This is a genomic window from Lentzea sp. NPDC036949 (assembly GCF_055608075.1).
Map to the genome: position 1 here is coordinate 140,415 of NZ_JBVJRA010000008.1, position 19,168 is coordinate 159,582.

Below are 19,168 nucleotides of genomic sequence, written 5' to 3' on the forward strand. Positions count from 1 at the left end.
TACAGTAACCCCCACCTAATGCGGGGTATACTGTAAATCGGAGGACAGCGGATGAGCTTGGTCGGATGGCTTTCGGTCGCCGAAGCGGCCCAACGGCTCGGGGTGTCCGCTGCGCAGGTCCGGGACCTGGTGGCAGCAGGACGGCTGAACGCCGTCAAACCCGGGCGCGACCTGCTGGTCGACGCTGACGCGGTCCACCGGCGGCTGCACGTCGAGAAGCCGCAGCGCGGACAACCGTGGTCGCCGCGGATCGCTTGGGCCGTGCTCGCTCACGCGTCAGGTGCGCACGTGGACTGGCTCTCCCCTTCGGAACTGGTTCGCGTGAAGCGCTATGCGCAACGACCCCTGAGCGACTGGCCCCGATTGCTGGCCAGGCGTGCGGACGTCCGCTGTGCGCGCATGCTGGCGAACGTTCTTCGTCGTGCCGAGGAGTTGCCGGGCGTCGCGATCGGCGGCGTCCGAGCCGCGAACCACCACGGGGCCGCACTGGTCTCGGCGGACGAGCCGCGCGCGGAGCTGCTGACCTCTGTCGAGGCGTTCGACGCGCTTGCGCGCATGAGGGGCAGCAGTTGGGATTCGCCGAAGCCGAATGTGACTGTGCGTGTCCTTCCTGGAGGGCTGCCCCGGTCTGTCGAGGAGATGGTGTTCGGCGCGCCGTACGTGCCGAAAGCCGTTGCCGCAGCGGATTTGCTGGACTTGGGCGACGAACGGTCACGTGGAGCTGCTCAGGAACTGCTCACCCATATTAGGTAACGTTGCGCGATGATCTTCGCGCGTTGGCCTGATCTGCACGTCGCGGGAACGGCCGTGCTGCCCGAACTCGGCGACTCGACGCTGTGGCCGAGCCTGCTCGATCTGAGCGAGGCGCTGCCGGCGGACCACGTGATCATCGGCGGGGTGATGGTCTACCTGCACGGTGCAGTCCTGGGGCGTCAACCTGTCAGGGTCACCCGGGACGTGGACGTGCTCTTCGACGTGCAGTTGGTCCCGTCATGCCTGCGCGATGCCGTCGAGGTGTTGCAAGGCCTGGGATACCGGGTCGATCCGGCGAGCCCGGACGCCTCGACGCACAGGTACATCGGTGCGAACGACGAACGCGTCGACGTTCTCGCGCCGGCCGGGGTCCGGCCACCGCCCGACCTGACCACGACGCCGCCGGGGCGGACGATCGAGGTGTACGGCGGCCTCGCCGCGCTGCGCAACCGTGTCGCCGTGCGTGCCGAGTACCGAGGGCGGACGGGCGCCGTTGTGCTTCCGGACCTGGCCCGAGCCCTCTGTCTCAAGGTCGCCGCCTACGCGGGCGAGGCGCACCGGTCGCCCGCTGCGGCCTTCGGCTCCCGGCATCTGGAGGACCTGGCGTTCCTCACCTCGCTGGTGGACGACGCCGACGTGCTGCTGGAGCAGTTGGGTCCGCCTCCGGCGAACGGCCGTTTCGCACAGGCCTCCGTGTTGGACGAACCGGAGCACCACGCATGGCGTGCCGTGGGCGACGACGCCGAGGACGCTCGGCTGACCTGGGACCTCCTGCGCCACGGTGACTAGCCCTCCGGCCGCTCCACGTACCGCGCGCTGGCCGACACCTCCGGCAGCAACGCCGCGATCCGGTGCTTCGGCAGGTCGATCAACCGCAGCTCCAGGTCCTCCGAGTCCGCCGCGGCGTTGTCGACGACCTCGGCCGCCTGCCGCTTGGTCAGCAGGCCCTGCGAGGCCGTGATCAGCGCCTCGCGCCAGACGTTGCGCAACTTGCCGTGCGCCTTCATCAGCACCTCGCGCACGACCCGGTCGCCGAGGGACAGCGAGCCGTGCAGGACCTGGTCGGCGACCACGATCGTGGTCTTGCCGTCCGGCTTGTTGCGCAGGAACTTGAGCGTGAAGCGGGTGCGCACGAGCGACTGCAGCTCCTGCTGGCCCGCCGCCGACGACACGGCCGGGTGGTTGTTCGGCACCAGGCAGGCCAGGCGGGCGGGGGAGGACGCCAGCAGGGTCCGCAGCAGCCACGGGCCTGGGTCCGCGGACAGGTCAACGGCCAGGGACGCCGCGCCCTTGCCGACCGGTTCGGCCCACCCGGCGGCGCGCGGCTTCGGGGGTGGGGAGGACTCGGGGCGGGGGGCCAGTTCGGACAGGGCGGCGAGGGCCTCGCGGGACGGGCCGGTGGACTCCACGGACTGCGCGCCGTGGGTGTAGATGCGGGTGCCGCCGGTCACCGCGCGGCGGCCCGTCGGGCGGCAGACGTACAGGTCGGCGGCCGAGCCGATGGCCTGGGCGCCGTCGAAGCGGTGGAACGCGGGCAGGATCGCCTCGAAGACGAGGCCGAGCTTCTGCAGTTCCTGCTGCACCTTCAGGCCCAGTGCCGGGGTGCGGTCGGAGAAGCCGTAGGCGAGCAGCACGCGGCCCGAAGCGATGTCGGACAAGGCCTCCACCGCGCGGCCGGCGAACAGGGCCATGCCCTCCGGCGTGTACGGCGGGTCGGAGAACACGAGGTCCGCCGACTCCAGCACGGACGCGGGCAGGCCGAAACGCATGTCGCAGTGCAAGGTTCTGATGGTGAGGCCGCGGTCGCGGGCGCGCGAGTCGATGAACTCCAGCAGGCGCTCGTCGAGGTCCACGACGGTGATGGACACCGCGGGGTTCACCGCGGCGACCGCCAGCGAGGTCAGGTCGTGGTCGCCCAGGCACAGCAGGTGCTTGCCCGCGAGGTCGTAGACCGAGTTCAGGTGCACGGCGCGGTGGAGTGCGGTCTCCGCGGTGGCCTGCACGTGGTCCAACGAGGACAACGGCGGTGGCACGTCGGCGATGTCGACGAGGATCTGGCGCAGCACGTCGGTGTGGTCGCGCACGCCGGCGACGGCGAACGCCTCGCGGTAGGCGGGGACCAGCTTCGGCGCGATGCGGTAACGATCACCTGAAGATTCGGCGTCGTCGCCGAGGGCTTTCAGCAGGTCCTGGACCGTGCGGCGGGGGACAGCGGGCAGGCGCACCAGCTCCGCCAGCGGGTGCCAGTCCTGGCTGAGCAGGGACAACACCTCGCGGAGCTTGCGCGCGTGCACGCCGCGGTCGGACAGCAGCGTGCGCACCTGGTCGATCGTCACAAGCGGTAAACCATACGGGCTGTCACATTCTGGAACGCTGTGCCGGGGTACGCCGAACGAGTTAAGGTCTCAGGGATCTGCATCCAGGGCGGTCCGAACCGGGGAGACCGTCACGACCGGAGGGATCCGAAGGGTGATCGAGTTCCGGGCCGTCACCAAGCGGTTCGAGGACGGGACCATCGCTGTCGATCAGCTCGACCTCGTGGTCGAGGCGGGCACCATCACGGTGTTCGTCGGTCCTTCCGGATGTGGCAAGACGACGTCGCTGCGCATGGTCAACCGCATGATCGACCCCACCTCGGGCACGATCCTGGTCGACGGCGAGGACGTGCTCGAGGTCGACCCGCCCACGTTGCGGCGCGGCATCGGCTACGTCATCCAGCAGGCCGGGCTGTTCCCGCACCGCACCGTCCTCGACAACGTCGCCACGGTGCCGCTGCTGTCCGGTTGGGACAGACGCAAGGCCCGCACGCGCGCCGCGGAGCTGCTGGAGATCGTCGGGCTGGACCCGAGCTTCGGCAAGCGGTACCCGGCGCAGCTCTCCGGCGGCCAGCAGCAGCGCGTCGGCGTCGCCCGCGCGCTCGCCGCCGACCCGCCGGTGCTGCTGATGGACGAGCCGTTCAGCGCCGTCGACCCGGTCGTGCGCGAGGACCTGCAGAACGAGCTGCTGCGGTTGCAGGCCGAGCTCGACAAGACCATCGTGTTCGTCACCCACGACATCGACGAGGCGCTCAAGCTCGGCGAACGGGTCGCCGTGTTCCAGACCGGCGGCCACCTGGCGCAGTACGCGCGGCCGGCCGAGCTGCTGAGCGCGCCCGCCAACGACTTCGTGGCGTCGTTCGTCGGCAGGGACCGCGGCTACCGCACCCTGACGTTCCTGCACGCGGACGTGCCCGTGCACCCCGTCGCCACCGCCAGGATCGGCGAACGCGTCACCGTCACCGACTGGACGCTCGCCGTCGACGAACAGAACAGGCCGAAGGGCTGGCTGTCCGGAGTGGACGGTGAGGTGCTGGTCAGCGAGGACCACCTCGTCTCCGGCGGGTCCCTCTACGACGGCGGCTCGTTGCGCGGCGCGCTCGACGCGGCGCTCAGCTCGCCGTCCGCGCTCGGCGTCACCGTCGACGGCTCCGGCGCGGTGATCGGCGTCGTGCGGGCCGACGACGTGATCAAGGCCCTCGCGAAGGCCCGCGCGGCGGGTGAGGTCCCCAAGTGAACTGGATTTTCGAGAACTGGGAGAAGTTCTGGGAAGTCACGGAGGTTCACGTCCGGCTCGCCCTCCTGCCGGTGGTGATCGGGTTCGTGCTCTCGATCCCGCTCGGGTGGTGGGCCAGCCGGTCGCAGCCGGCGCGCGCGGTGCTGTTCCCGCTCTCCAACATCCTGTTCACGATCCCGTCCATCGCGCTGATCGTGATCACGCCGGTGCTGCTCGGCGTGCAGATCCTCGACGAGATCAACGTCATCGTGCCGCTGGTGGTCTACACGGTGGCGCTGATGGTGCGCTCGGTCGCCGACGCGCTCGCCGCGGTGCCCGGCAACGTGGTGGCGGCGGCGAACGCGATGGGCTACCGGCCGTTGCGCCGGTTCCTCACCGTCGAGTTCCCGCTGGCGCTGCCGGTCACGGTGGCGGGCCTGCGGGTCGCGACGGTGTCGAACATCAGCATGGTCAGCGTCGGCGCGCTCGTCGGCCTCGGCGGGTACGGCCAGCTCTTCACCGAGGGCTACCAGAACGACCACACCGAGAAGGTCGTCGCGGGCCTCATCGGCACGGTGGTGCTGGCGGTGCTCGCGGACGGGGTGCTGCTGCTGGCCGGACGGCTGCTCACGCCGTGGGCACGGGTGGGGAGGTGAGCTGAGCGATGGGCTGGCTCTTCGACCCCGCGCACTGGAGCGGTGAGACCGGGATTCCGGTGCGGCTGCTGGAACACCTCGGGTTCACGTTCTTCACGCTGCTGATCGCGGCCGTGATCGCCGTGCCGCTCGGTGCGTTCGTCGGCCACACCGGCCGTGGCGGGTTCGTCGTCGTCGGGCTGTCGAACGCGCTGCGGGCGCTGCCGACGACGGCAGTGCTGATCCTCGTCGTGCTGTGGGCGGGGCTGGGCGACTTCCCCGTGTACGTCGCGCTGGTGCTGCTGGCGATCCCGCCGATCATGGCGGGCGCGTACGCGGGCATCCGCGCGGTGGACCCGGCGATCGTCGACGCCGCGCGCGGTGTCGGCATGCGCGAGTCGGGCGTGCTGCTGAAGGTGGAGATTCCGAACGCTCTTCCCTTGATCTACGGCGGTTTCCGGGGCGCCGCGCTCCAGGTCGTCGCCACGGCCACCATCGCCGCCTACACCGGCGCGGGTGGTCTGGGCAGGTTCGTCTTCGACGGCCTCGCCCTCCAGGAATTCGGTCAGATGCTCGCCGGCGCGGTGCTCGTCGCACTGCTCGCCGTCCTCGTCGACCTGGCGTTCGCCGGCCTGCAACGGCTGACGGTCTCGCCAGGGCTGCGTCCAGTGGGAACCGGAGGAAAGAAATGAAGCGCATCGCCACGGCTGTTGCTGCGGTCGTGCTCCTGTCGGCGTGCGGTGGTGACCCGTTGTCCGGCGGAGGTGGCAACAACCCGGCCCCGACGGACACGATCGTCGTGGGCTCCGGCAACTTCCCGGAGTCCCGCCTGCTCGCCGAGATCTACGCGGAAGCCCTGTCCGCCAAGGGCGTCAAGGTCTCCAAGAAGCTCAACATCGGCAACCGGGAGCTGTACTTCAAGGGCGTCCAGGACGGTTCCATCGACCTGATCCCCGAGTACACCGGCGTGTTGCTCAAGCACGTCAACAAGAACGCGACCGAGGTGGCCGCGGAAGAGGTCTACACGGCGCTGAAGAAGTCGCTGCCGCAGGGCCTGACCGTGCTGGACAAGTCCGCGGCCGAGGACAAGGACGCGGTCGTCGTCACCAAGCAGACCGCTGCCCAGTACAGCCTCAAGTCGATCGAGGACCTCGTCCCGTACTGCAAGGAGATGGTCTTCGGCGGCCCGCCGGAGTTCCAGACCCGTCCCGACGGCCTGCCCGGCCTGAAGGAGAAGTACAACTGCGAGTTCAAGTCCTTCAAGGCGCTCGACGTCGGCGGCCCGGTCACCGTCGCGGGCCTGAAGGACGGCACGGTGCAGGCCGCCGACCTCTTCACCACCGACACCGCCATCTCGGCCAACGAGTTCGTGGCGCTGGAGGACCCGAAGAGCGTGTTCGCGGCGCAGAACGTGCTGCCGCTGATCAACGAGAAGAAGGCGTCGGAGCAGGTCCGCGGGATTCTCAACGGCATCTCGAAGAAGCTCGACACGAAGACGCTGCTCGACCTGAACGCCAAGCTGGCGGCGCCGGACAAGCCGGAGCCGGACAAGGTCGCGAAGGACTGGCTGGCCTCGGTCGGTCTCTGACGCTCTGCCTCTCGGGCGTCTGCAAGTACTACCAACACGCTGTTGGTGGTACTTGCAGACGCCCTTGTCACGTGTGCGCCGCGTGACCGCCGATCCGCAGCGTCAGCTCCTCGGCGGCCTTGCGGACCTCCTTCGCCAGGTCCGGCCACGTCTGACCGCACGGCGTGTCGCACAGGTGGCGGAACGTCAGCGTGATCGCCGCGATCGGGCGCTCGCCGTGGTCGAACACCGGGGCCGCCACGGAGGCGAAGCCGGCTGTCACGAACCCGTCCTCGACGGCCCAGCCCTGCCGTCGTTCTACGGTCAGCAGCCGCCGCAGCGCCGGGAGGTTGTGCGGGCCGCGGCCGGTGCGGTCGACGAATGCCGCCACCGACGGGAACACCGCCCTGACCTGCGCCGGGGGCAGGTGGGCGAGCATCGCGCGGCCGGAGGCGGTCAGGTGGGCGGGCAGGCGGACGCCGACGTCGGAGACGATCGACTGGGGTTGCCGGGGCTGTTCGCGGACCAGGTACAGCGCCTCCGAGCCGTGCAGGACGCCCAGGTGGGCGACCTTCTCCATCCGGTCGGCGAGCTTGCGCAGCAACGGGCGCGCGAGCCGTTCCAGCGGGTCGTGGCGCAGGTAGGCGGAGCCGAGCTCGAACGACGCGACGCCCAGGCCGTACCGCTTCTCCTCGGGGAAGTGCGTCGCGAAACCGGCCTCGGTCAGCTCCGAGAGCAGGTGGTAGGTCGTTGACCTGGGCAGGTTGAGCTCACGCGCCACCGACGCCGCGGAGACCGGGCCCGGACGGCCGGCCAGCAGGCGCAGGACCGCGAGCCCTCGCCGCAACGCGGGAACATCACTGCTGCTGCCCACACCGGTGATTTTCCCACGTGATCCAGCCCACGCCGATCCGCCGTCAGTGCACACTCAACAGAACGGGCCGCGGGTGCGTTGGAGTGGTGTGACGGTTTTGAAGGGGGTCGGGATTGACACCGAGTTTCGATGACTTCGTGGCAGAACAGGTGACCCCGTTGCTGCGCTACGCCACCGTGCTCACGTGCGACCCACACCTGGCCCAGGACGTGGTCCAGGAAGTCCTGCTGCGCGCGCAGCAGAAGTGGGACCGCATCGGTTCAGTCGACCTCCCTCACGCCTACGTCAAGCGCATGGTGACCAACGAGTACCTCTCGTGGCGCAGACGCAGGGCCGCCAAGGACGTCGCCCTCTGCACGACCACCCTGGAGTCCGTCACACCGCCGGTCGGGGACACGACGCACCACTACGACGAGCGGGAAGCCATGTTGCAGCGGATCGCCAGGCTGCCCCGCAAACAGCGGGCGGCCGTGGTGCTCCGCTACTACGAGAACTACGAGGACTCGGAGATCGCACAGATGCTCGGTTGTGCCGAGGGAACCGTGCGCAGCCACATCTCACGTGCGCTGGCCACACTCCGGATGGACCACACGCCGCAGCCCGCTGGTGTCGGGTTGCGGCTCGGGGAGGGCCTGTCGTGAACGACACCGAACAGCTGATCAAGGAGGCGCTCGGCCAGCTCGCCGAACGCACCCCGCACCCCGGACCGACGTTGAACGCGCTGCGCCGCAAGCGCAAAAGGCAGCGCAACGTCTTCCTCATCGCCACCGCCGGAGTCGCCGCCGTCGCCGTCCTGATCTTCACGGGACTCGTCGCGAGCGAGCGGTACACCCCGCCGAACCCGAACGACGCCGCCGCGGCGCTCGCGCAGGACGCCGGCAAGGACGTTCCGTTCAAGTACGCACCGCACTGGCTGCCGGCCGGGTTCGTCGAGAGCCTCCGCGCCACGAACGCGGGGCCCACCAGGGTGTGGGGTCCCGCGGGCGCCGCGCCCTACGGCAACCCGGGCCTCGTGCTCAGGGTGCACGGCGAGATGCCGGACGTCCGCGGGTGGGACCTGACCCGTGTTCGCGGCCTGGAGGCCAGGGTGCAGGTCAGGAGTGACGCCGCCACCGTCGTCTGGCAGGCGCAGGACGTCCTGGACGTGTCCGTGACCGGGGTGGGCGACGCGCGGGAGATCGCCCTGCGCGTGGCCGAGTCGGTGCGGGCCGACGCCAAGATCACGCACGCGCCGCCGTTCAAGCTCGACGGCAGGTACGCCGAGGTCGTGCGCGGCACCGCACCGGACAGGTGGCACTCGTCGCTGGGCAGGAACTCGGTGTCCGTGCAGGTGGCGACGGACAAGCCGGAGCTGCCCGCGCCGAACGAACCGCTGACCGTGCGCGGCAAGCAGGGCGTGCGCAACGGCAACACCGTGGCGGTCCAGGACGGCGGCCTGTGGATCTCGGCGACGGCCGGCTCCTGGTCCGACGAGCTGGTCGAGCTGGTCAACGAGGTCGAGGTCGTCGAGCAGCCGGACACGGCCTGGATCGGCCGCGGCCTGTAGGCGTCTGGAGTCCCAGACACGATCGAGCGCTCCGGGGTCGCTGAGGCGGTCCCGGAGCGCTGTGATGTCTGCATGACACAACCGGTGGAGCTGGGTCCGAAGCCGCTGACCCTGGAGGACGTCCACGCCGTCGCCCGCGACGGTGCGCCGGTGGCGATCACCGAGGCGGCCCGCGAGGCGGTCAGCACGGCCCGCGGCCACATCGAGCAGCTCGCCACGGCCGAACGCCCCACCTACGGCGTCTCGACCGGGTTCGGCGCGCTCGCCGTCCGGCACATCCCGCCGGACCGCCGCGCCCAGCTGCAGCGTTCGCTGATCCGCTCGCACGCGGCTGGCTCCGGCCCCGAGGTGGAGCGCGAGGTCGTGCGGGCGCTGATGCTGCTGCGGCTGCGCACCCTCGCGACCGGCCACACCGGTGTCCGGCTGTCCACCGTCGACGCGATGGCCGGGATGCTGAACGCCGGCATCACGCCGGTGGTGCACGAGTTCGGCTCGCTGGGCTGCTCCGGCGACCTGGCGCCGCTGTCGGCCAGCGCGCTCGCGCTGATGGGCGAGGGCATGGTCCGCACCGCAGCCGGCGAGCTCGTCCCGGCCGCCGACGCGCTCAGGGCCGCGGGCATCGAGCCGGTGCGGCTGGCCGAGAAGGAAGGCCTCGCGCTGATCAACGGCACCGACGGCATGCTCGGCATGCTGTCGCTCGCGATCGCCGACCTGACCAGGTTGCTCGACGTCGCCGACCTCACCGCCGCGATGAGCGTCGAGGCCCTGCTCGGCACCGACCGCGTCTTCGAGCCGGAGCTGCACGCGCTGCGCCCGCACCCCGGTCAGAACCTCTCGGCGGCCAGGATGCTCGCGTTCCTGCGGGACTCCGAGATCGTCGCCTCGCACCGCGGCCCCGACTGCACCCGCGTGCAGGACGCGTACTCGCTGCGCTGCTCCCCGCAGGTGCACGGCGCCGCCCGCGACACCGTGGCGTACGCGGCGACGGTGGCCGACCGCGAGCTGTCGTCGGTCGTCGACAACCCGGTGGTGCTGGCCGACGGCCGGGTCGAGTCCAACGGCAACTTCCACGGCGCGCCCGTCGCGTACGTGCTGGACTTCCTCGCCATCCCGGTCGCGGACGTGGCCTCGATCGCCGAGCGCCGCACCGACCGCATGCTCGACGTCTCCCGCTCGCACGGCCTGCCGCCGTTCCTCGCAGACGACCCCGGTGTCGACTCGGGCCACATGATCGCCCAGTACACCCAGGCGGCGATCGTGTCCGAGCTCAAGCGCCTGGCCGTGCCCGCCTCCGTCGACTCCATCCCGTCGTCGGCGATGCAGGAGGACCACGTGTCGATGGGCTGGTCCGCCGCGCGCAAGCTGCGCAAGGCCGTGGACGGGCTCACGACCGTGCTGGCCGTCGAACTGCTCACCGCCGCGCGGGCCCTCGACCTGCGCGCGCCCCTCAAGCCCGCCCCCGCGACCGCCGCCGCCGTGGCGAAGCTGCGCGAGACCGTCCAGGGCCCCGGCCCCGACCGCCACCTCGCGCCCGAGATCGCCGCCGCCGAGGCCCTGATTCGAAGTGGAGCTCTGTGATGACCACCGTTCGCGCCGACCGCGGCACCGAACTGACCGCGAAGAGCTGGCCGACCGAGGCCGCACTGCGGATGTTCCACAACAACCTCGACCCCGACGTCGCCGAGCGCCCCGAGGACCTCGTGGTCTACGGCGGCACCGGCAAGGCGGCGCGCGACTGGCCGTCGTTCGAGGCGATCTCGCGTGAGCTGAGGAACCTGGAGGCCGACGAGACGCTGCTCGTGCAGTCCGGCCGCCCGGTCGGCGTCATGCGCACGCACGAGTGGGCGCCGCGGGTGCTCATCGCGAACTCGAACCTCGTGCCGGACTGGGCGAACTGGCCCGAGTTCCGCCGCCTGGAGGCCGAGGGCCTCACGATGTACGGGCAGATGACCGCCGGGTCGTGGATCTACATCGGCACCCAGGGCATCCTGCAGGGCACGTTCGAGACGTTCGCCGCCGTCGCCACCAAGCGCTTCAACGGCACGCTCAAGGGCACGCTGACCGTCACCGCGGGCCTCGGCGGCATGGGTGGCGCGCAGCCGCTCGCCGTGACGATGAACGAGGGCGTCGCGCTGTGCGTCGAGGTCGACCCGCACCGCGCCCAGCGCCGCCTGGAGACCCGCTACCTCGACGAGATCGCGGACGACCTGGACTCGGCGATCGAACGCGTGCTGGCCGCGAAGGCCGCCGGTGAGGCCGTGTCCGTCGGCGTCGTGGGCAACGCGGCGGAGGTCCTGCCCGAGCTGCTGCGCCGCGAGGTCCCCGTCGACATCGTCACGGACCAGACCTCGGCGCACGACCCGCTGGCGTACCTGCCGGTCGGCGTCCCGCTCGACGAGTGGCAGGACTACGCGGCCGCGAAGCCGGACGAGTTCACCGACCGCGCGCGCAAGTCGATGGCCGACCACGTCGAGGCCATGGTCGGGTTCCTCGACCGCGGCGCCGAGGTGTTCGACTACGGCAACTCGATCCGCGGTGAGGCGCAGCTCGGCGGCTACGACCGGGCGTTCGCGTTCCCCGGCTTCGTGCCCGCCTACATCCGGCCGCTGTTCTGCGAGGGCAAGGGCCCGTTCCGCTGGGCCGCGCTGTCCGGCGACCCGGCCGACATCGCGAAGACCGACAGGGCGATCCTGGAGCTGTTCCCGGAGAACGAGCAGCTGCACCGCTGGATCAAGATGGCCGGTGAGCGGGTCGAGTTCCAGGGCCTGCCCGCCCGCATCTGCTGGCTCGGCTACGGCGAACGGCACCTGGCGGGCCTCAAGTTCAACGAGATGGTCGCCTCCGGTGAGCTGTCCGCGCCGATCGTCATCGGCCGCGACCACCTCGACTGCGGCTCGGTCGCCTCGCCGTACCGCGAGACCGAGGCGATGGCCGACGGCTCCGACGCGATCGCCGACTGGCCGCTGCTGAACGCCCTGGTCAACACGGCCTCGGGTGCGACGTGGGTGTCGCTGCACCACGGTGGTGGCGTGGGCATCGGGCGGTCCATCCACGCCGGCCAGGTCACCGTCGCCGACGGCACCGAGCTGGCCGCGCAGAAGATCGAGCGCGTGCTGACCAACGACCCCGGCATGGGCGTCATCCGGCACGTGGACGCCGGGTACGACGAGGCGAAGACCGTGGCCGCGGACAAGGGCGTCCGCATCCCGATGATGCACAGTCCGGTGGAGGGTTGATGCTCGACCAGATCGCGGACGTCGGCAGGGACTCGAAGCGCGGCGGCTACTCGCGGCACGGGTACGACAAGCCCGAGCTGGAGCTGCGGCACTGGTTCGTGGAGCAGGCGGTCCGGCGCGGTCTCGGCGTGGAGACCGACCGGAACGGCAACCTGTGGGCGTGGTGGGGCGAGCCCGGCGACGACGCGCTCGTCACCGGCAGCCACCTCGACTCCGTGCCCGGTGGCGGCGCGTTCGACGGCCCGCTCGGCGTCACGTCGGCGCTGGAGGCCGTTGACCTGTTGCAGGCCAAGGGCTTCCAGCCCGCACGACCGTTCGCGATCGCGGTCTTCGCCGAGGAGGAGGGCGGCCGGTTCGGCGTCGCCTGCCTCGGCAGCAGGCTCCTGACCGGGGCCATCCCGCCCGGGAAGGCGCTGGCGCTCAAGGACCCGGACGGCGTCACCCTGGCCGAGGCCATGAAGGCGGCCGGCCACGACCCGGACCTGGTCGGGCGCGACGAACGGGCGTTGCGGCGCATCGGCCGGTTCGTCGAGCTGCACGTCGAACAGGGCCGCGGCCTGACCGTGCCGGTGGGCGTGGCCAGCAGCATCCTCGCGCACGGCCGGTGGCGCTTCACGTTCTCCGGCGAGGGCAACCACGCCGGGGCGACGTTGATCGAGGACCGCCGCGACCCGATGCTCCCCGCGTCCCGGCTCGTCCTCGCCGCCAGGAAGGCGGCCAGGGGTGGCGGCCGTGCCACCGTGGGAAGGCTCGTCCCCAACCCCGGTGGCACCAACGTCATCGCGTCCACCGTGGACGTCTGGCTCGACGCGCGGGACAGCGACGACGCACGCACCCGCGCGATGGTCGCGGAGATCTCCGAGGCAGCCGGCCAGGCGGCCGAGGAGGAGGGCTGCGAGCTGCGGATCACCGAGGAGTCGTACGGCGACACGGTGCACTTCGACAGCGCGCTGCGGGACGACATCGCGGGTGCGCTCGGCGGCGTTCCGGCGTTGCCGACGGGGGCGGGCCACGACGCCGGCATCCTCGCCGCCCACGTGCCGACGGCGATGCTGTTCGTGCGCAACCCGACCGGCGTGAGCCACGCGCCGGAGGAGTTCGCCGAGCAGGCCGACGTCGACGAGGGCGTGCGCGCCCTCGCCGCCACGATCGAACACCTCGGGTCATGAACTTCTGGTGCGAGCGGGCCTGGTTGCCCGACGGCCTCGCGGACCGGGTGCTGATCAGGGTCGAGGACGGGAAGATCGCGAGTGTGTCCACCGTGGACACGATCCCGCTGGGCGTGCGCCGGTTGTACGGCGTCGTCGTGCCGGGCTTCGCGAACGCCCACTCGCACGCGTTCCACCGCGCGCTCCGGGGCCGTACGCACGACGGCGGCGGCACGTTCTGGACGTGGCGCGAGGGCATGTACGCCCTCGCGTCCAAGCTGACGCCGCAGTCCTACTACCGCCTGGCCCGCGCGGTCTACGCGGAGATGGCGCTCGCCGGGGTCTCGGCCGTCGGCGAGTTCCACTACGTGCACGACCGCTCGAACGAGTTCGGGTACGCGCTGCGGGAAGCCGCGGCGGACGCGGGCATCCGGCTCACCCTGCTCGACACCTGCTACCTCGCCGGCGGCATCGACCAGCCGGTCAACGAGGTGCAGCAGCGGTTCTCCGACGGCACCGCCGAGGCGTGGGCGAACCGCGTCGCGGAGCTGAAGGCCGACGACGTGATGCTGGTCGGTGCCGCGATCCACTCCGTGCGGGCCGTCCCGCGCGCGGAGCTTCCCGTGGTGGCGCAAGCGTTTCCGGACGCGCCGCTGCACGTGCACCTCTCCGAGCAGCCCGCGGAGAACGAGGCCTGCCTCGCCGCCTACGGCCTGACGCCGACCGCGTTGCTGGCCGAGGCGGGGGCGCTGGGCCCGCGCACCACCGCCGTGCACGCCACCCACCTCACGGCAGAGGACATCGCCACCCTGGGCGGCACCGGCACCGGCGCGTGCTTCTGCCCGACCACCGAGGCCGACCTGGCGGACGGCATCGGACCGGCCCGCGAGCTCGCCGACGCGGGCAGCCCGCTGTCGCTGGGCAGCGACCAGCACGCCGTCGTCGACCCGCTGCTCGAAACGCGGGCGCTGGAGCACGGCGAACGCCTCCGCACCGGGCAGCGCGGCCGGTTCTCGCCGGTCGAGCTGCGCGCCGCCGCCACCCGGCACTCGGCGCTCGGCCGCGACGGCGGGCGGATCGAACCGGGCGCGCCCTGCGACCTGGTGGCGATCAGCTGCTCGACCCCGCGCACCGCCGGGTCGTTGCCGGAGCAGGTGTTCCTGTCCGCGACGGCGTCCGACGTGGACACCGTCGTGGTCGGCGGCCGGGTGGTGGCCTCCGGTGGCGTGCACGAGACCCTGGGAGACGTCGGCCGGCTGCTGGCGTCCGCGATCGAGGAGCTGTGGGCATGAGCGTGTTGATCACCGGCATCGGTGAGCTCACCACGAACACCGACGACACCGGGGACGCGCTGGTCGTCGACGGCGACCGGATCGCGTGGGTCGGGTCCGCCGCACACGCCCCCGCCGCCGACGTGAAGGTCGACGTCGAGGGCCGCGCGGTGCTGCCCGGCTGGGTCGACTCGCACACCCACCTGGTCTTCGCGGGCGACCGCACCGCCGAGTTCGGCGCGCGCATGGCCGGTCAGCCCTACACCGCGGGCGGCATCGCGGTCACCGTCGGCGCGACCCGCGGGGCGTCGGACCAGGAGCTGTCCGAGGGGGTGCGCCGGCACGTCGCCGAGGCGTTGCGGCAGGGCACCACGTTCCTGGAGACCAAGACCGGCTACGGCCTGAACGTCCGCGACGAGGTGCGGTCGGCCCGCATCGCCGCCGAGCACGTCGAGGAGGTCACGTTCCTCGGTGCCCACCTCGTCCCGCCCGGCGAGGACGCCGACACCTACGTCGACCTGGTGCGCGGCGAGATGCTCGACGCCGTGGCGCCGCTGGTGCGCTGGGCCGACGTGTTCTGCGAGAAGGGCGCGTTCGACCACGACCAGTCCAGGGCGGTGCTGCTCGCGGCACGGGAGAAGGGCCTCGGCCTGCGCGTGCACGGCAACCAGCTCGGCGAGGGCCCCGGCGTCCGGCTGGCCGTCGAGCTCGGCGCCGCCTCCGTCGACCACTGCACCTACCTCTCGGCCGCCGACGTCGACGCACTGGCGTCGTCGGACACGGTCGCCACGCTGCTGCCGGCCTGCGACCTGTCCACCCGCCAGCCGCTGCCTCCGGCACGGGCCCTGCTCGACGCGGGCGCGACCGTGGCGCTGGCCAGCAACTGCAACCCCGGCTCGTCCTACACCTCGTCGATGGCGTTCTGCGTGGCGACCGCGGTGCTGCAGATGTTCCTGAGCGTCGAGGAGGCCGTCCGCGCCGCCACGCTCGGCGGTGCGCTGGCCCTGCGCCGCGACGACGTAGGCGTGATCCGCGCCGGTGCCCGCGCCGACCTGCACGTGCTGGACGCGCCGTCGATCACCCACCTCGCCTACCGGCCCGGCGTGCCGCTCACGCACGCCGTCTGGAAGAACGGCGAACAGGTGATCTGGCACCGAACGAGATAGCGATCTTGTAACCCTCCGGGTGGGCCTACTGGCGCAGGGTCCGGCGGCCGTATGGTTCCACCCGTGGCGGATTTCGCGGACGCGCTGACCAGGGCCGTCGACGACAGCGGGCTCAGCCTCGAACGGATCCAGCACCACCTGGCCGCCCGCGGCATGCAGGTGAGCGTGTCGACGCTCAGCTACTGGCGCCGCGGCCGCAGCCGCCCGGAACGCCCCGAGTCGCTGAAGGTCGTCACGGCGCTGGAGGAGCTCCTCGGGCTGGCGGAGGGCCACCTCACCGACCGCCTCGGCGACAAGCGCCCCCGCGGCCGCTGGGTCGGGCAGGCGATGTCGCTGGAGGACATGTGGGACTCGCGGGCCACCGACCTCGGTGAGGTCATGGCGCGGATCGACCGCCTGCAACCCACCGCGTCGACCTACCTGACCGTGCGCGACCGGCAGGTGATCGGGCCGGACCGGCGTGAGGTCGAGATGCACTGCACCGGTGTCGTGCAGGCACTGGAGGACGGGGTCGACCGGTTCCTCGCGATCCAGCTGGCCGACGCCACCGACCTCGGTGTCGCGACGGTCGAGGCGGGTCCGCCGTGCCGGCTCGGGCGCGTGCGCAGCGACGACACCACCGGGTTCCTCGTCGCGGAGATCCTGTTCGACCGGATGCTGCGGGCGGGGGAGACCGCCCTGGTCGACTACACGGCCAAGATGCGGCCCGGCGCGGAGAGCGAGGTCTGCGACCGGCGGTTCCTGCGGCCGGTGGGCGACTACGTGCTGCAGATCGACTTCCACCCCGACGCCGTGCCCGCGCGGTGCTTCGAGTTCACCCGGCCCTCGCTGCACGAACCGGAGACCGCGGTGTCCGACCTGTGGATCGGGACCACCGCGTCCACCCACATCCACGTGCGCAACGCGAAGCCGGGCATCTACGGAGTGCGGTGGGAGTGGGACTAGTACCCACTCCCACCGCGAGGCGCCCCCGGTGGATCGACGCTCACGGCCGAGCCGCATTCGGCCGGAGCATCAAGGGCGCAGGATGGCCGTCGCCGGTGCAGGGAGTGACGACGACGGCATGTCTCACACCTTCAGCAGCAGGTTCGGCGAACCGGTCCTGGTGTCGGTGAGCTTGTTCGGCGTCGCCGCGCCGACCAGTGCGTTGCGCACCTGGGCGGGCGTCGCCGACGGGTTGGCGCTCAGGTACAGCGCCGCGGCACCCGCCACGTGCGGGGAGGCCATCGAGGTGCCGCCCATCGAGCGCGTGCCGGTGTCGCTGCTGTGCGACGCGGACACGATCTCGCTGCCCGGCGCCCAGATGTCCAGGCACCGGCCGTAGTTCGACGAGCCCGCCGACCAGATCGACCGCCGGTCGTTGCGGTCCGACGCACCCACGGTGATCGCCTCGGGGGTGCGGGCGGGGGTGAAGCCGCACGCGTCCTGGCCGCTGTTGCCGCCGGCGAGCACGTAGGTGGTGCCGGAGCTGATCGAGCGCCGCACCGCGTTCTCCAACGAGCTGTTCGTGCCGCTGCCACCGAGGCTCATGTTCACCACGGCCGGCTTCTTCGCGTTCTGCGTGACCCAGTCGATCGCGCGGATGATGCCGTCCCACGGGCCGCTGCCCGCGCAGTCGAGCACCCGCACGCCGACGAGCTTCACCTGCTTGGCAACGCCGTAGGACTTACCGCCGACGGTGCCCGCGACATGTGTTCCGTGGCCGTTGCAGTCCTGCGCCACTGAATCGTTGTCGATGAAGTCGTAACCGTCCGAGGCGCGGTTCTCGAAATCGACGTGCGTTTTGCGGATGCCGGTGTCGAGAATGTACGCCGTCACGTTCCCGGCGGTGTTCGGGTAGGTGTAGGAGCGGTTCAGCGGCAGGCTCGCCTGGTCGATCCGGTCGAGTCCCCAGGTCGGGTTGGCCTGGGTGCCCTGGATCGTCGCGAACGTGTTGCGCTCGACGAAGTCGACGGCGGGGTCGGCCGCCAGCCTGCGGGCCTGCTGCTCGGACAGACCGGCCACGGAGAAGCCGTTCAGCGCGGTCGTGAAGGTGTGCCGGACCGTGCCGCGGTAGCGGGAGGCCAGCGTCGCGGCAGGGGTGTGCGCGCCGTCCTTCAGCACCACGATGTAGCTGCCCTCGACGGCCTTCTCGCCGGCACCGGGCAGCACGGCCTGCTCAGCGACCGCGGTGGGCGCCCAGATCGCCGTGGAAGCGATGCCGAGTGCCGCCGCAACCGCTACACGACCTCGTTGTCGTGCCATTGGTTCCTCCTGGCAGGGAATGAACTTGGGGAACGTGACGAACTTAACCGCACCAACGGGTGAAATGGGAGGTTCGAAAATTCAGCCGGCAATACTGTCAAAACTGTGGCCGAGCTGTGGCGGCTGTGAAGGGCCGCGGCGGGCGCACCTGGAGCAGCTCCACGTGGCCAAGCACTGCCGGGAGGGGCAGGGTTGAGCCATGGACTACACGAACCTCGGCCGCAGCGGCCTCTCTGTCTCCCGCCTGTGCCTCGGCACCATGAACTTCGGCCCCGAGACGACCGAGGCCGACAGCCACGCGATCATGGACCGCGCCCACGAGCACGGCTTGAACTTCTTCGACACCGCCAACGTCTACGGCTGGAAGATGGGCGAGGGCGTCACCGAGCAGATCATCGGCCGGTGGTTCGCGCAGGGCGGTGGCCGGCGCGAGAAGACCGTCATCGCCACCAAGCTCTACGGCAGCATGGGCGAGTGGCCGAACGAGACGAAGCTGTCGGCGTTGAACATCCGCCGCGCCGCCGACGCCTCGTTGAAGCGCCTGCAGACCGACTACATCGACCTGTACCAGATGCACCACGTCGACCGGGACACGCCGTGGGACGAGATCTGGGAGGCCTTCTCGGTCCTGCGCCAGCAGGGCAAGGTCATCTACTTCGGCTCGTCGAACTTCGCCGGCTGGCACCTCGCCCAGGCGCAGGAAGCCGCGCGCACCCGCGGGTTCCTCGGCCTGGTGTCCGAGCAGTCGATCTACAACCTGATGACCCGCTGGATCGAGCTGGAGGTGCTGCCGGCCGCGCGCCACTACGGCCTCGGCGTCATCCCGTGGTCACCGCTGCACGGCGGCCTGCTCGGCGGCGTGCTGCGCAAGCAGCGCGAAGGCGGTGCCTCCCGCAGCGCCTCCGGCCGTTCCTCGGACGCGCTGGAGAAGCACCGCGACGCCATCGACGCCTACGAGAAGCTCTGCGCGGAGATCGGTGAGGACCCGGCGAACGTCGGTCTCGCGTGGCTGCTGCACCAGGAGGGCGTGACCGCGCCGATCATCGGCCCGCGCACCGGCGAGCAGCTCGACAGCTCGCTGCGGGCGGCGGAGCTGAAGCTCGACGCGGACGTTCTCTCGAAGCTCGACGAACTCTTCCCGGCCCCCGCTCCCAACGGCTCCAAGCCGGCCCCCGAGGCCTACGCCTGGTGATGCCG

At 71.2% G+C, this 19,168-nt stretch carries 18 protein-coding genes; 15 read left to right on the forward strand and 3 right to left on the reverse strand.

The annotated features are described in order from the left end of the window. Nucleotides 1–51: 51 nt before the first annotated feature. Complete coding sequence (locus ACZ7CD_RS23470; protein ID WP_470379671.1) at nt 52–753, forward strand: helix-turn-helix domain-containing protein; 702 nt, start codon at nt 52–54, stop codon at nt 751–753. Between the two features lie 9 nt (nt 754–762). After that, the gene (locus tag ACZ7CD_RS23475) at nt 763–1,542 is read left to right on the forward strand and encodes a hypothetical protein (RefSeq protein WP_470379672.1); all 780 of its coding nucleotides are present in this window, start codon (nt 763–765) and stop codon (nt 1,540–1,542) included. Here ACZ7CD_RS23475 and ACZ7CD_RS23480 read toward each other — a convergent pair. Next, the gene (locus ACZ7CD_RS23480; protein ID WP_360395166.1) at nt 1,539–3,089 is read right to left on the reverse strand and encodes a bis-aminopropyl spermidine synthase family protein; all 1,551 of its coding nucleotides are present in this window, start codon (nt 3,087–3,089) and stop codon (nt 1,539–1,541) included. The genes ACZ7CD_RS23475 and ACZ7CD_RS23480 overlap by 4 nt on opposite strands. A 133-nt stretch (nt 3,090–3,222) precedes the next feature. Here ACZ7CD_RS23480 and ACZ7CD_RS23485 point away from each other — a divergent pair, with 133 nt between their 5' ends. Genes ACZ7CD_RS23485 through ACZ7CD_RS23500 form a run of 4 tightly spaced genes read left to right on the forward strand, consistent with a single transcriptional unit; the run spans nt 3,223 to nt 6,507 of the window. After that, nucleotides 3,223–4,305 carry an ABC transporter ATP-binding protein gene (locus ACZ7CD_RS23485; RefSeq protein WP_360395169.1) on the forward strand — a complete coding sequence of 361 codons (1,083 nt, stop codon included), beginning with the start codon at nt 3,223–3,225 and terminating at the stop codon, nt 4,303–4,305. Further along, nucleotides 4,302–4,940, forward strand: a complete 639-nt coding sequence (locus tag ACZ7CD_RS23490; protein ID WP_360395171.1) for an ABC transporter permease — start codon at nt 4,302–4,304, stop codon at nt 4,938–4,940. The genes ACZ7CD_RS23485 and ACZ7CD_RS23490 overlap by 4 nt, the downstream gene beginning before the upstream one ends. A gap of 8 nt (nt 4,941–4,948) precedes the next feature. Continuing rightward, nucleotides 4,949–5,611: an ABC transporter permease gene (locus ACZ7CD_RS23495; protein WP_360395174.1), complete on the forward strand. Its 663-nt coding sequence runs from the start codon at nt 4,949–4,951 to the stop codon at nt 5,609–5,611. Then, nucleotides 5,608–6,507, forward strand: coding sequence for an ABC transporter substrate-binding protein (locus tag ACZ7CD_RS23500; protein WP_360395177.1), 900 nt, complete (start codon nt 5,608–5,610; stop codon nt 6,505–6,507). Before ACZ7CD_RS23495 ends, ACZ7CD_RS23500 begins: the two co-directional genes overlap by 4 nt. A gap of 67 nt (nt 6,508–6,574) precedes the next feature. Here ACZ7CD_RS23500 and ACZ7CD_RS23505 read toward each other — a convergent pair whose 3' ends face one another. Further along, a complete protein-coding gene (locus tag ACZ7CD_RS23505) occupies nt 6,575–7,360 on the reverse strand; it encodes an IclR family transcriptional regulator (protein ID WP_360395180.1) in 786 nt (261 codons plus the stop codon). 113 nt (nt 7,361–7,473) lie between these two features. Between ACZ7CD_RS23505 and ACZ7CD_RS23510 the strand changes: the two genes are divergently transcribed. The 8 genes from ACZ7CD_RS23510 (at nt 7,474) to ACZ7CD_RS23545 (ending at nt 16,672) form a co-directional block, all read left to right on the forward strand. Then, a complete protein-coding gene (locus tag ACZ7CD_RS23510) occupies nt 7,474–8,001 on the forward strand; it encodes a SigE family RNA polymerase sigma factor (RefSeq protein ID WP_360395183.1) in 528 nt (175 codons plus the stop codon). Next, nucleotides 7,998–8,906: a hypothetical protein gene (locus ACZ7CD_RS23515; protein WP_470379673.1), complete on the forward strand. Its 909-nt coding sequence runs from the start codon at nt 7,998–8,000 to the stop codon at nt 8,904–8,906. The genes ACZ7CD_RS23510 and ACZ7CD_RS23515 overlap by 4 nt, the downstream gene beginning before the upstream one ends. A 72-nt stretch (nt 8,907–8,978) precedes the next feature. Continuing rightward, nucleotides 8,979–10,484, forward strand: coding sequence for a histidine ammonia-lyase (hutH, locus tag ACZ7CD_RS23520; RefSeq protein WP_470370177.1), 1,506 nt, complete (start codon nt 8,979–8,981; stop codon nt 10,482–10,484). Further along, nucleotides 10,481–12,142: a urocanate hydratase gene (gene hutU / locus ACZ7CD_RS23525; RefSeq protein ID WP_360395191.1), complete on the forward strand. Its 1,662-nt coding sequence runs from the start codon at nt 10,481–10,483 to the stop codon at nt 12,140–12,142. The genes hutH and hutU overlap by 4 nt, the downstream gene beginning before the upstream one ends. Then, nucleotides 12,142–13,311: an allantoate amidohydrolase gene (locus ACZ7CD_RS23530; protein WP_360395194.1), complete on the forward strand. Its 1,170-nt coding sequence runs from the start codon at nt 12,142–12,144 to the stop codon at nt 13,309–13,311. The genes hutU and ACZ7CD_RS23530 overlap by 1 nt, the downstream gene beginning before the upstream one ends. After that, complete coding sequence (locus tag ACZ7CD_RS23535; protein WP_360395197.1) at nt 13,308–14,582, forward strand: formimidoylglutamate deiminase; 1,275 nt, start codon at nt 13,308–13,310, stop codon at nt 14,580–14,582. The genes ACZ7CD_RS23530 and ACZ7CD_RS23535 overlap by 4 nt, the downstream gene beginning before the upstream one ends. Further along, the gene (gene hutI, locus ACZ7CD_RS23540; protein WP_470370180.1) at nt 14,579–15,727 is read left to right on the forward strand and encodes an imidazolonepropionase; all 1,149 of its coding nucleotides are present in this window, start codon (nt 14,579–14,581) and stop codon (nt 15,725–15,727) included. Before ACZ7CD_RS23535 ends, hutI begins: the two co-directional genes overlap by 4 nt. Nucleotides 15,728–15,790: 63 nt before the next feature. Beyond that, the gene (locus ACZ7CD_RS23545; RefSeq protein WP_360395203.1) at nt 15,791–16,672 is read left to right on the forward strand and encodes a hypothetical protein; all 882 of its coding nucleotides are present in this window, start codon (nt 15,791–15,793) and stop codon (nt 16,670–16,672) included. A gap of 123 nt (nt 16,673–16,795) precedes the next feature. On the opposite strand, the gene ACZ7CD_RS23550 is transcribed toward ACZ7CD_RS23545, so the two are convergent. After that, nucleotides 16,796–17,971, reverse strand: a complete 1,176-nt coding sequence (locus ACZ7CD_RS23550; protein ID WP_360395206.1) for a S8 family peptidase — start codon at nt 17,969–17,971, stop codon at nt 16,796–16,798. Nucleotides 17,972–18,170: 199 nt separating this feature from the next. On the opposite strand from ACZ7CD_RS23550, the gene ACZ7CD_RS23555 reads away from it, so the two are divergent. Further along, nucleotides 18,171–19,163: an aldo/keto reductase gene (locus ACZ7CD_RS23555; protein WP_360395209.1), complete on the forward strand. Its 993-nt coding sequence runs from the start codon at nt 18,171–18,173 to the stop codon at nt 19,161–19,163. The last annotated feature ends 5 nt before the right edge of the window (nt 19,164–19,168 follow it).